The 14,173-nt window shown below is 33.8% G+C and carries 7 protein-coding genes; 1 reads left to right on the top strand and 6 read right to left on the bottom strand.

Annotated elements, in window-relative coordinates; all coding sequences use genetic code 11:
• Nucleotides 1-2,406 (bottom strand): Ig-like domain-containing protein (locus tag ACNG5D_RS13605; protein ID WP_418184070.1); only part of this gene is annotated, 2,406 nt, incomplete at its 3' end.
• A 381-nt stretch (nucleotides 2,407-2,787) separates the two neighbouring features.
• On the opposite strand from ACNG5D_RS13605, the gene ACNG5D_RS13600 reads away from it, so the two are divergent.
• Nucleotides 2,788-4,377 carry a peptide chain release factor 3 gene (locus ACNG5D_RS13600; RefSeq protein WP_418184069.1) on the top strand — a complete coding sequence of 530 codons (1,590 nt, stop codon included), beginning with the start codon at nucleotides 2,788-2,790 and terminating at the stop codon, nucleotides 4,375-4,377.
• Nucleotides 4,378-4,454: 77 nt separating this feature from the next.
• On the opposite strand, the gene ACNG5D_RS13595 is transcribed toward ACNG5D_RS13600, so the two are convergent.
• From ACNG5D_RS13595 to rplJ, 5 genes are all read right to left on the bottom strand, one after another.
• Nucleotides 4,455-4,772, bottom strand: a complete 318-nt coding sequence (locus tag ACNG5D_RS13595; protein WP_418184068.1) for a DUF3467 domain-containing protein — start codon at nucleotides 4,770-4,772, stop codon at nucleotides 4,455-4,457.
• A 94-nt stretch (nucleotides 4,773-4,866) separates the two neighbouring features.
• Nucleotides 4,867-9,168 carry a DNA-directed RNA polymerase subunit beta' gene (gene rpoC / locus ACNG5D_RS13590; protein WP_418184067.1) on the bottom strand — a complete coding sequence of 1,434 codons (4,302 nt, stop codon included), beginning with the start codon at nucleotides 9,166-9,168 and terminating at the stop codon, nucleotides 4,867-4,869.
• A 32-nt stretch (nucleotides 9,169-9,200) separates the two neighbouring features.
• Entirely contained in the window at nucleotides 9,201-13,013 is a 3,813-nt protein-coding gene (rpoB, locus tag ACNG5D_RS13585; RefSeq protein ID WP_418184066.1) for a DNA-directed RNA polymerase subunit beta, read from the bottom strand.
• A gap of 190 nt (nucleotides 13,014-13,203) precedes the next feature.
• Complete coding sequence (rplL, locus tag ACNG5D_RS13580) at nucleotides 13,204-13,578, bottom strand: 50S ribosomal protein L7/L12 (RefSeq protein WP_418184065.1); 375 nt, start codon at nucleotides 13,576-13,578, stop codon at nucleotides 13,204-13,206.
• 65 nt (nucleotides 13,579-13,643) lie between these two features.
• Nucleotides 13,644-14,165: a 50S ribosomal protein L10 gene (gene rplJ / locus ACNG5D_RS13575; protein ID WP_418184064.1), complete on the bottom strand. Its 522-nt coding sequence runs from the start codon at nucleotides 14,163-14,165 to the stop codon at nucleotides 13,644-13,646.
• Between the last annotated feature and the right edge of the window lie 8 nt (nucleotides 14,166-14,173).

The raw sequence follows: 14,173 nt of genomic DNA, 5'->3' as shown, positions 1-14,173 counted from the left end.
GTCTACTTCCGTAATCACCATGTTATTGTTATCGCCATCTGGATCGTTATCCCCATCTAATGCGTTAACTGGTACATCCGTGTTGATCGTCGCATTGCCTATCGTTTCATCGTCCGCTACTGGAGGTTCATTTACGGTAAGTGTAGCACAATTAACCTCATTTATACAATCATTATCATCATGAGTTATTAACAAACAATATTGTGTCCCATTTAATCCTGTTACATCTAAAATATTAAGCGTAATAGTATCCTCGCCAGAATAATTAGGGTTACCTGGCATAATTAATGTCCCGCCAGAATTTGGATCTCCTATATACCACTGGTAATTTATTCCAGAAGAAGCATCTGTTCCTGCTCCATAATCTGGTTCTCTTGCTGAAATTGGTCCTGTAAAAGAAGTTGTATTTGTAGCAGATGCTGAAGTAATAGTAAACGTTGTTGCACTACCTTGAGTTACTTCTTTGTTTGCCAAAGCTGTAGCATCAACAGCAACTTGAGTTGCAGTTGTTACTCCTGTTGTTGTTGCTTGGCCAGTTGTTTCATTTCCACCTGTAGTTCCCAAAGGCAAAGGAATACCATTATCATTAGATTGCGTACCAAGATTATTAGAACTACCTCCATTACTACCTCCTGATAGAGTTCCACTTGTTGTTAAGTTATCGGCCCCTTCAATAGCATCTGGACAACCATCATTATCTGAATCAGTATCTTGATAATCTGGAATACCATCACCATCTGTATCACAACTATTTATATGATTGTAATAAATATCATCAAAACGCAATCTATTATCTATTACATCATTATTTTGCTCATCATACAAATAGAATCTAAAATAATAAGTGGTTCCAGCTGTTAAAGAAATATAATAATCGTCTGAAAACGAAACATAAGTAGAACCTTGGGATAAATCTCCAATTTGTTTATTTTGAAAAAGTACTGTTGCTGTTGAAAAACTAGCATTTGTAGACATTTCTAATGCCATTTTAAAGAAACCTAATGGTGCGTCTTCATCACCAGAGGCGTTAGTCCAAAAACCACCACCAATAGTACTTAAAACCACATTACTTGCAACTGTATAAGACATCTGAACATAGTCGTTATTAGCCTTTGCATCAGCAAAAGTATCTTGATCAGCATTATCCAAAATATAAGTAAAAGAATAATTTCTTGATTCGTCTAAACCTGAACCAAATGATATATTTGATGAGCCGCTAAAACTTGAAGTAGGTGCTGTGTTTGAATCTCCATCAAAAGTAGCAAAATCTGATGTTCCACCATTTGCATTATGAAACCATCCTATTTGATGCTCAACTTTGCATTCATCTTCATCTAAAATACCATCGTTATCATTATCTAAATCTGCTGAATCTTCAACACCATCACCATCACTATCAGGTAAAACAGTAACTGATAAATTAGCAGGGTTTGATGTAGCAGACGCATTAACACCATCTAAAGTATAATCATCATTAACAGTATAAGGAATTGTAGCTGTACCAACAAAACCATTTACTGGTGAAAACGTTACATTTCCGCTAGAATCTACACTCCATGTACCATCAGCAGTTACTAAAGAATTCTGAATACCTGGAGTTGATGGATCTAAATCGACTGTAGCATCATCAATGTTCCCATCATTATCAACATCGGTACTTGTAACATTAAAAGTAGTTGGGTTATTTACAAGTGTGGTAGTAGTATTACTGTCTGCAACTGGTACTTCGTTAACAGCATCAACTGTAATTGAAACTTGTACAGTTTCAAACAAACTAAAATCTGCTGTTGTAGTTCCTGTTGCTGCACCATTTGCTCCTGGGCGAATAATTAATGTTTCAGATGTGGCACCAGCTAAAAACCTTAATTTATCAGTTCTCCATACATTTGGAGCCCCAGAAAGCTGTACTACTCTTACGCTTCCTCCGGCTTCAAATGTGTATTGATCGTTATAAACCCCTGCATATCTTAACCCAGATCCGTTGGCTTCTGTCACTGCTGTTAACGAATATGCTACAACTTCATATTCTTCACCTACAGTAAGGCCACCTATGGTTGTTGATACAGATTCTTCTGTACCACCACTTCCTAAATCTCTTAAGGATAACCAATCTGTATGTCCATTAGGAGGTAAAGGTAAATTTATATTAGTTGTACTTCCTGGGCTTACTACCCAATCTGTACCACCTCCACCAGTACCAGCATCAGCTGCAGTTGTACTATTTGATATATCTGGGGTACCACCAGCATCAAACCAACCTGCAGGAGCACAATTAGAACAATTGCCTGGATTTCCATCTGTAGCTGGAATTGTTTGGCCTAACCCGTTTTGAGCAAACAAGTAAATACACATGATTGCTAATAACGAAAAAGATTTTCTTAAAGAGAATCGAGTAGATATTTTCATATTATTTAGGGTAATTATTTTACTTAATTTTTTTATTTAAATTTTTATAATAAATCCACGAAAAAAGCCTACATCGTATATATACGATGTAGGCTTTTATATATAATTGTAGGTTTGTACTGTTCATATATTTGAGAAAAACAATTTGTAATTGTAATACTTTTCAATACCTATCAGCTAAATTACTATTTATATCGATAAAATGCAATTTTTAACAAAAATAGAATTTAAATTAAAATTAACAACTAGTATTCAATATTTATTATGCGAGCATAAAAAAATATATATAATAATAAACTAATTACTTATTAAGACACAAAATAAACCCCTTAAGTCACATAAATGATATATAAAAATTATATTTGCCAAAATTAAATTTTCATGTCTTTTTTAAAAGAAATACAACGTAGGCGAACTTTTGGTATTATTTCGCATCCTGATGCTGGAAAAACAACTTTAACCGAAAAACTTTTACTCTTTGGAGGAGCCATACAAGAAGCAGGCGCTGTAAAAAGTAATAAAATAAAAAAAGGAGCTACAAGTGATTTTATGGAAATAGAACGCCAGCGTGGAATTTCTGTAGCAACTTCTGTTTTAGCTTTTGAATATAATGGTATTAAAATTAATATTCTTGATACACCTGGGCACAAAGATTTTGCTGAAGATACATTTAGAACATTAACTGCTGTTGATAGTGTTATTGTTGTTATTGATGTTGCTAAAGGTGTTGAGGAACAAACTGAAAAATTAGTTGAAGTTTGTAGAATGCGAAACATACCAATGATTGTGTTCATTAACAAAATGGATAGAGAAGGAAAAGATGCCTTTGACTTATTGGATGAAGTAGAGCAAAAATTAGGACTTAAAGTAACACCTTTAAGCTTCCCTATTGGTATGGGTTACGAGTTTAAAGGTATTTATAATATTTGGGAAAAAAATATTAATCTTTTTAGTGGGGATAGTAGAAAAGATATTGAAGAAACTATAGAAATTTCAGATTTATCATCTCCTGAGTTAGATGAATTAGTTGGAGAAAAAGCAGCCAACACACTAAGAGAAGAAATTGAACTTGTTGAAGGTATTTATCCAGAATTTAATAAAGAAGATTATTTAAACGGAAACCAACAACCTGTTTTTTTTGGTTCGGCATTAAACAATTTTGGTGTTAGGGAGTTACTTGACTGCTTTGTTGATATAGCTCCAAAACCTAGGCCTAAACAAAGTGAAGAGCGCTTAGTAAAACCTGATGAAAAAAAGTTTAGTGGTTTTGTTTTTAAAATACATGCAAATATGGACCCTAACCACAGAAACCGTTTAGCATTTATTAAAATTGTTTCTGGAGAATTTAAAAGAAATACGCAATACCTACATGTTAGACATAATAAAAAAGTAAAGTTTTCAAGTCCTAACGCATTTTTTGCAGAGAAAAAAGAAATTGTAGACACCTCCTACCCAGGTGATATTGTAGGTTTACAAGATACTGGTACTTTTAAAATTGGTGATACGTTAACTGAAGGAGAAGTATTAAACTATAAAGGCATACCTAGCTTCTCGCCAGAACATTTTAGGTATATTAATAATGCTGATCCTTTAAAATCTAAACAATTATTTAAAGGTATTGACCAACTTATGGACGAAGGTGTAGCTCAATTGTTTACACTAGAGCTAAACGGCAGAAAAGTTATTGGTACAGTTGGTGCATTACAATATGAAGTTATACAGTATAGGTTAGAACACGAATATGGGGCAAAATGTACTTATGAAAATTTAAATGTGCATAAAGCCTGTTGGGTTGACCCTACTAACTATAAAACAGACGAATACAAAGAATTTATTAGAGTAAAGCAACGATTTTTAGCTAAAGACAAACAAAACCAATTAGTATTTTTAGCCGATTCTCCATTTTCATTACAAATGACACAACAAAAATACCCTAATATTAAGTTACACTTTACTTCCGAATTTGATTAAAATTTAACGATAAGTAGAAAAGAATAATTTACACAAAATAAAAAAAGCCTTTGAAGTTTAATTTCAAAGGCTTTTTTTTATGCTTGCCCCGTAGGACCAAAATTAAGTGGAATAGGAGGTTGTTCGTAATCCTTAATTTCGCCATGAGCGTTTTCAAATCTTGTAACATTATCCCCTAACGCTTTTAATAAACGTTTGGCATGTTGGGGTGTTAATATAATCCTAGACTTCACTTTATTTTTAGGTACTCCAGGCATTATGTTTACAAAATCTACAACAAATTCTGATACAGAGTGGTTTATTATTGCTAAGTTAGAATAGGTGCCTTCAGCAATTTTCTCATCTAATTCAATATTAATCTGTCCTTGTTTTTTATTGTCTTTTTCTTCAGCCATAACTGTATATTTTTAAATATTAAAAAAGCCTTCGAGTATAAATATACAAGAAGGCTTTTGTTTTATAAATTCCTACCCTCGCAGGAAAATATTTTTAATTATAATTTAATTCTTGCTTTACTTGCATCATTTCGTCAAACTCTTCTTTAGAGCCAACAATAATATCAGAATAACTTCTCATACCTGTACCAGCTGGAATTCTATGTCCAACAATTACATTTTCTTTCAAGCCTTCTAAAGTATCTACTTTACCAGCAACTGCTGCTTCGTTAAGTACTTTTGTTGTTTCTTGGAAAGAAGCTGCAGAGATAAACGATTTAGTTTGTAAAGATGCTCTAGTAATACCTTGAAGAATTGGCGTTGCTGTTGCTGGTTGTGCATCTCTAGCAACAACTAATGCTTTATCTTCTCTACGTAGAATTGAATTTTCATCTCTTAACTCGCGAGGCGAAACAATTTGCCCTGCTTTAAGTTTTGATGAATCTCCTGCATCTTCAATAACTTTCATTCCAAAGATATCATCATTTTCTTTAATGAAATCTGCTTTATGAGCTAATTGGTCTTCTAAGAAAATGGTATCGCCAGAATCGATAATTCTAACTTTACGCATCATTTGTCTTACAACAACTTCGAAGTGTTTATCGTTAATCTTAACGCCTTGTAAACGGTATACTTCTTGTACTTCGTTTACTAGATATTGCTGAACAGCAGAAGGCCCTTTAATATTCAATATATCGTTAGGTGTTATAGAACCATCAGATAAAGGCATACCTGCTTTTACAAAGTCATTTTCTTGAACAAGAATCTGGCTTGATAGCTTCACTAGGTATTTCTTAATATCTCCTGTTTTAGACTCTACAATAATTTCGCGGTTACCACGTTTAATTTTACCGAAAGAAACCACACCATCAATAGCACTTACAACAGCTGGATTAGATGGGTTACGAGCTTCGAACAACTCTGTTACACGAGGTAAACCACCAGTAATATCGCCTGCCTTAGCAGATTTACGAGGTATTTTAACTAATACTTTACCTACTTCAATCTTATCGCCATCATCAATCATTAAGTGTGCTCCAACTGGTAAGTTGTAAGAACGGATTGTTTCTCCTTTAGAATCTTCAATATGAAGTGTTGGTATAAGCTTTTTGTTTCTAGATTCTGAAATTACTTTTTCTTGGAAACCTGTTTGCTCATCAATTTCAACTTGGTATGTTACACCTTGTTCAATGTTTTCATACTTTATCTTACCAGCAAATTCTGAAATAATTACACCATTATATGGATCCCAAGTACATACAACATCTCCTTTGGTTAAGTTATCTCCATTTTTAATATTAATAGTAGAACCGTAAGGAATATTATTTGTACTTAAAACAATGCCAGTTTTCTTATCTGTAAGTTTAAGTTCGGATGTTCTAGAAATAACAATATCAATATCATTTCCTTCACTATCTTGCCCTTTAACTGTTTTTAAATCTTCAATTTCGGCAATACCATCAAACTTAGCAGCTAAATTATTTTCTTCAGAAATGTTACCTGCAATACCACCTACGTGGAATGTACGTAATGTTAACTGTGTACCAGGCTCTCCAATCGATTGGGCAGCGACTACACCAACAGCTTCACCACGTTGTACCATTTTTCCTGTAGCTAAATTACGTCCGTAACATTTTGCACAAATACCTTGCAATGCTTCACAAGTTAATGCAGAACGAACCTCTAAGCTTTCAATAGGAGAAGCTTCAATTGCCTTAGCAATATCATCTTCAATTAATTGGCCTGCAGATACTAATAATTCTTCAGTTAGTGGATCGTAAACATCGTTTAATGATACTCTACCTACTATACGTTCTTGTAATTTTTCAACTACTTCATCGTTTTTCTTTAATGGCTCTACTTCAACACCTCTTAATGTACCACAATCTTCAGTGTTAATAATAACATCTTGAGATACATCAACTAAACGACGTGTTAAATAACCTGCATCGGCTGTTTTAAGTGCGGTATCGGCAAGACCTTTACGAGCACCGTGTGTTGAGATAAAGTATTCTAAAATAGAAAGCCCCTCTTTAAAGTTAGAAAGAATTGGGTTTTCAATAATAGACCCTCCTCCAGCTGTAGATTTTTTAGGTTTTGCCATTAATCCACGCATACCTGTAAGCTGACGAATTTGTTCTTTAGATCCACGAGCTCCAGAATCAAGCATCATAAACACCGAGTTAAATCCTTGTTGATCTTCTCTAATACGTTTCATTGACAACTCCGTCAACTCTGCATTTGTTGAAGTCCAAATATCAATAACTTGGTTATAACGCTCATTATTGGTAATAAGTCCCATGTTATAGTTTCCGGTAATACCATCAACTAAACCATTTGCTTTATCAATCATACCTTGCTTTTCTGGCGGTATAATAATATCACCTAAACTAAATGATAATCCTCCTTGAAATGCAAATTTAAATCCTAATGTTCTAATATTATCTAAGAAATCAGCACATTCAGGAACCGATGTTACTTTAAGAATATCACCAATAATATCTCTTAAAGATTTCTTTGTTAATACTTGATTGATGAATCCGGCAGCTTGAGGAACATATTGATTGAATAATACTCTACCTACAGTAGTTTCTACAATCATTCTATCTAGCTTACCATCTTCATTAATATCGATAGTTCTTACTTTAATGCCAGCATTTAAATCGACCCTTTTCTCGTTAAAAGCAATTTCTACTTCTTCTGGAGAGTAAAAAGTTAGTCCTTCTCCCTTAATTGGAACTTCTGGAGTAGACTTACGTAACTTGGTCATATAATAAAGACCAAGTACCATATCTTGAGAAGGTACTGTTACTGGCGAGCCGTTTGCTGGATTTAAAATATTATGAGATGCCAACATTAATAATTGACATTCTAAAATAGCTTCGGGCCCAAGAGGTAAGTGAACTGCCATCTGGTCACCATCAAAATCGGCATTAAATGCAGTACATACCAATGGGTGTAACTGGATAGCTTTTCCTTCAATTAATTTTGGTTGAAACGCTTGAATACCTAAACGGTGCAAAGTAGGCGCACGGTTAAGTAATACTGGATGTCCTTTAAGAACATTCTCTAAGATATCCCAAACTACTGGTTCTCTCTTATCTATAATTTTCTTTGCAGATTTTACAGTTTTTACAATACCTCTTTCAATTAATTTTCTAATTACAAAAGGTTTGTATAACTCGGCAGCCATGTTTTTTGGCAATCCACATTCAAATAATTTTAATTCTGGACCAACAACAATTACAGAACGTGCAGAGTAATCAACACGTTTACCTAGTAAGTTTTGACGGAAACGTCCTTGCTTACCTTTAAGTGAATCTGATAATGACTTTAATGGTCTGTTAGAATCTGTTTTTACAGCTGATGATTTACGCGTATTATCAAATAAAGAATCTACAGATTCTTGTAACATACGTTTCTCATTACGTAAAATTACTTCTGGTGCTTTAATTTCAACCAATCTTTTAAGACGGTTGTTACGTATAATTACACGACGATATAAATCATTTAAATCTGAGGTTGCAAAACGACCTCCATCTAACGGTACTAACGGACGTAATTCTGGCGGTATAATTGGCACAACTTTCATAATCATCCATTCTGGACGATTTTCACGGTTATTGTTAGATTCTTTTAAAGATTCTACAACTTGTAAACGCTTTAAAGCTTCAGTTTTACGTTGCTTAGATGTTTCGGTATTGGCTTTATGACGTAATTCGTATGATAACGATTCTAAATCAATTCTTGCTAATAACTCTATTAAACACTCAGCTCCCATTTTAGCTATAAACTTATTAGGGTCTTCGTCTTCTAAGTATTGATTATCTTGAGGCAATTCCTCTAAAATATTTAAGTACTCTTCTTCAGTAAGGAAATCCATTTTTTGTAATGGCTCTCCTTCTTCATTTTTAGCATTACCTGGTTGAATTACTACATAACGTTCGTAGTAAATAATCATATCTAATTTCTTAGAAGGTAAACCTAATAAATAACCAATTTTATTTGGTAACGAACGGAAGTACCAAATATGAGCTACAGGAACAACTAAGTTAATGTGCCCTACTCTATCTCTACGTACTTTCTTTTCTGTTACTTCTACACCACAACGGTCGCAAACGATTCCTTTGTAACGAATTCTTTTATATTTACCACAAGCACATTCGTAATCCTTTACAGGACCAAAAATACGCTCACAGAACAAACCATCACGCTCAGGTTTGTGAGTTCGATAATTGATAGTTTCTGGTTTTAAAACTTCACCTCTAGATTCTGCTAAAATAGATTCTGGTGATGCTAAACCAATTGAGATTTTATTAAATCTCTTAACTGCATTTTTATCTTGTTTTCTTGCCATAATATATGGTTGAAATGAATTTAATTAATTAACTACTCCTCTAATCTGATGTCTAAACCTAAGCCTTTTAATTCGTGCATTAAAACGTTAAAAGATTCTGGTAATCCTGGATCTGGCATTGGTTCGCCTTTAACAATACTTTCGTATGTTTTAGCTCTACCAATAACATCATCAGATTTTACAGTTAAGATCTCACGTAAGGTACTTGATGCTCCATAAGCCTCAAGTGCCCAAACCTCCATCTCACCAAAACGCTGACCACCAAACTGTGCTTTACCACCTAATGGTTGTTGTGTTATTAATGAGTAAGGCCCTATAGAACGTGCGTGCATTTTATCGTCTACCATATGCCCTAGTTTAAGCATATAAATTACACCAACTGTTGCTGGTTGATCGAAACGCTCACCTGTTCCTCCGTCATATAAATAGGTATGTCCATATCTTGGAATTCCAGCTTCATCTGTAAATTCGTTAATTTGATCGATTGTAGCACCATCAAAAATTGGTGTAGCATATTTACGATCTAATTTTTGACCAGCCCAACCAAGAACGGTTTCATAAATCTGACCAATATTCATACGAGAAGGTACACCTAATGGGTTTAATACAATATCTACAGGGGTTCCGTCTTCTAAGAAAGGCATATCTTCTTGACGAACAATACGTGCAACAATACCTTTGTTACCGTGACGTCCTGCCATTTTATCACCAACTTTAAGTTTACGTTTTTTAGCAATATAAACTTTAGCTAATTTTATAATTCCGGCTGGTAACTCATCTCCTACAGAAATTGTAAATTTCTCACGACGTAAAGCACCTTGTAAATCGTTTTCTTTAATTTTATAATTATGAACTAAATCTGCTACTAATTTGTTTGTATGCTCATCTGTTGTCCATTTTCCTGATACTAAGTGTGCATAATCATCAACAGCATTTAACATTTTAAGTGTGAATTTTTTACCTTTTGGTAATACTTCTTCACCTAAATCATTAAAGATACCTTGAGCCGTTTTTCCATTTACAATAGCAAATAATTTTTCAACTAAAACATCTTTAAGTTCATCAAATTTTCTATCGTATTGCGCTTCTAAAGCTAAGATATCATCTTTATCTTGAGCTCTTTTACGTTTATCTTTTACAGCTCTAGCAAATAATTTCTTTTCAATTACAACACCATGTAATGAAGGAGAAGCTTTTAAAGATGCATCCTTAACATCGCCTGCTTTATCACCAAAAATGGCACGTAATAATTTTTCTTCAGGTGTTGGGTCAGATTCTCCTTTTGGTGTAATCTTACCTATTAATATATCACCAGGCTTAACTTCGGCTCCGACACGAATCATACCGTGCTCATCTAAATCTTTAGTTGCTTCTTCAGAAACGTTAGGAATATCGTTAGTTAACTCTTCGTTTCCTAATTTAGTATCTCTTACTTCTAAAGAATACTCATCAATATGTATAGATGTAAAAATGTCTTCACGAACCACTTTTTCTGAAATCACAATGGCATCCTCAAAGTTATACCCTTTCCATGGCATAAAGGCTACCTTCATGTTTCTACCAAGTGCTAATTCACCTTTTTGTGTAGCATAACCTTCACATAATACTTGTCCTTTTGTTACAATATCTCCTTTTACAACAATAGGTTTAAGGTTTATAGAAGTACCTTGGTTTGTTTTTCTAAATTTAACTAATTGATATGTTTTAACATCAGAATCGAAACTTACTTTAGCTTCGTCTTCAGTACGATCGTATCTAATTTTAATCTCATTTGCATCAACATATAATACCTCTCCATTACCTTCGGCATTAATTAATACTCTAGAGTCTGAAGCGACTTGGCGCTCTAATCCAGTACCTACAATTGGTGCATCTACTCTTAATAATGGAACTGCTTGACGCATCATATTAGATCCCATCAAGGCTCTATTGGCATCATCATGTTCTAAGAATGGAATTAAAGATGCTGATATAGATGATATTTGATTAGGAGCAACGTCTGTATAATGAAGTTCGTTAGGGTCTATTACTGGGAAGTCTCCTTCCATTCTTGCAATTACCTTATCGTGTAAAATTTTACCATTATCATCAACTTCAACAGTTGCTTGAGCTATTAATTTTTCTTCTTCTTCTTCTGCACTTAAATAGGTTGGTTCATTTTCTATATCTACAACACCATTAGTCACTTTTCGATATGGTGTTTCAATGAATCCCATAGAATTCACTTTAGCATAAACAGATAATGAAGATATTAAACCAATGTTTGGTCCCTCTGGTGTTTCAATAGGACATAAACGACCGTAGTGTGTATAGTGTACATCACGAACCTCAAACCCGGCTCTTTCTCTTGATAGACCTCCAGGTCCAAGAGCAGACAAACGACGCTTATGCGTAATTTCAGCTAATGGATTGGTTTGATCCATAAATTGAGATAACTGGTTTGTACCAAAGAACGAGTTAATTACTGATGATAATGTTTTAGCATTAATCAAATCAATTGGTGTAAATACCTCGTTATCTCGTACATTCATACGTTCACGAATGGTACGAGCCATACGCGCTAAACCAACACCAAATTGTGATGACAACTGCTCTCCTACGGTACGTACACGACGGTTAGATAAGTGATCAATATCATCAATCTCTGCTTTAGAGTTAATAAGCTCTATTAAGTACTTTATAATGGTGATGATATCTTCTTTGGTAAGTACTTGCTTATCCATGCCAATATCAAGACCTAATTTTTTGTTCATTCTATAACGACCTACTTCTCCTAAAGAATAACGTTGATCTGAAAAGAATAATTTATCTATAATACCACGTGCTGTTTCCTCATCTGGCGGCTCAGCATTACGTAATTGTCTATAAATATGTTCAACAGCCTCTTTTTCTGAGTTTGTTGGATCTTTTTGAAGTGTGTTATGAATTATAGCATAATCGCCTTGTTCATTACTTTCTTTGTGTAAAAGAATAGTTTTAACTTCAACCTCTAGAATTTCTTCTATATTTTCTTTATCAAGAACAGTATCACGATCAAGCACTATTTCGTTACGCTCGATAGATACAACTTCTCCAGTATCTTCATCAACAAAATCTTCATGCCATGTATTTAATACACGAGCAGCTAATTTTCTTCCTAAATACTTTTTTAACCCTGATTTTGATACTTTAACCTCTTCAGCTAAATCGAAAATCTCTAAAATGTCTTTATCACGCTCAAAACCTATAGCACGAAAAAGTGTTGTAACAGGTAATTTTTTCTTTCTATCAATGTAAGCATACATTACCTGATTAATATCAGTAGCAAACTCAATCCAAGACCCTTTGAATGGAATAACTCTTGCTGAATATAATTTTGTTCCATTAGCATGGAATGATTGCCCAAAAAATACTCCTGGGGAACGGTGTAATTGAGATACTACTACACGTTCTGCTCCATTGATACAGAATGTACCTGATGGTGTCATGTAAGGTATAGTTCCTAAATACACATCTTGAACAATGGTTTCGAAATCTTCATGTTCAGGGTCTGTACAATATAACTTTAACCTTGCTTTTAGCGGAACGCTATAAGTTAGTCCTCTTTCAATACACTCTTCAATAGCATATCTTGGTGGATCTACGAAGTAATCTAAAAATTCTAAAACGAATTGATTACGAGAATCTGTAATTGGAAAGTTTTCCATGAAGGTATTATATAAACCTTCATCACCTCTTTCTTCAGATTTAGTTTCTAATTGGAAAAAATCCTGAAAGGATTTAATCTGTATATCCAAAAAATCTGGATATTGTGTTCTATTTACAATAGAGGAGAAATTTAATCTTTCAGCTTGTGTTGATAACATCAATGGACGGAATTTTGATTAAAAAATAATGATAGTGCTTTTAAACACTAGTTAAAACATTTTAACATGTTTCCATATTTAAATGTGTTTTTGCAATTTATTTGCTATATGATTATATATGCAAAATGGTCTAGGTGTTATTCCGTAAAACGGAATACACCTAAACCTTTATATTGTTGAGTTATAAAGCTTACTTAAGCTCTACCTCTGCTCCAGCTTCTTCTAAAGATGCTTTTAAAGCTTCTGCTTCATCTTTAGTTACAGCTTCTTTGATTGCACTTGGTGCATCATCAACTAAACCTTTAGCTTCTTTTAATCCTAAACCAGTTAATTCTTTAACTAATTTTACAACAGCTAATTTAGAACCACCAGCCGCTTTTAAGATTACATCAAATTCTGTTTGCTCTTCTGCAGCGTCACCGCCAGCAGCAGGTCCAGCAACAGCAACTGCAGCAGCAGCAGCAGGCTCTATACCATACTCGTCTTTTAATATAGTTGCTAACTCGTTTACTTCTTTTACAGTAAGGTTAACTAATTGTTCTGCGAAATCTTTTAAATCTGCCATTTTTCTATCGTTTTAATAATTTTGTAATAATATATTTGTAATAAAGTGCGTACTATTTAATACTACTATCCTTCTTTTTCAGATAGTGTTTTTATAAGTCCAGCTATTGTACCTCCACCCGATTTAAGTGCAGAAATAACATTTTTAGCAGGAGATTGTAATAATGTAACAATTTCTCCAAGTAACTCTTCTTTAGACTTGATATCTACTAACATGTCTAATTGCTCGTCACCAATGTAAACTGCTTCCTCAATAAAAGCTCCTTTTAACAAAGGCTTTTCAGATTTTTTACGGAAGTTTTTTATTAATTTAGCTGGTGCATTACCTGTTTCAGAATACATCACAGATGTATTACCTTTTAAAACAGAGGGAAGGTCTCCAAACTCTTTATCTGAAGCTTCCATTGCTTTTTCAAGTAATGTATTTTTAACAACTGCCATTTTTACGTTTGCTTTAAAAGCAGCACGACGTAAATCTGAGGTAGAACCTGCATTTAACCCAGAAATATCTGTTAAATAGATATTTGCGCTATTAGCTAATTCTGCAGTTAAGTCCTCAATTACTTGTGATTTTTCTTCTCTTGTCATAATTTAAA

The sequence above is a fragment of the Algibacter ulvanivorans genome, assembly GCF_048381495.1.
GTDB classification, from domain to species: domain Bacteria; phylum Bacteroidota; class Bacteroidia; order Flavobacteriales; family Flavobacteriaceae; genus Algibacter_B; species Algibacter_B ulvanivorans.
This window is presented reverse-complemented; position numbering and strand designations above follow the sequence as displayed.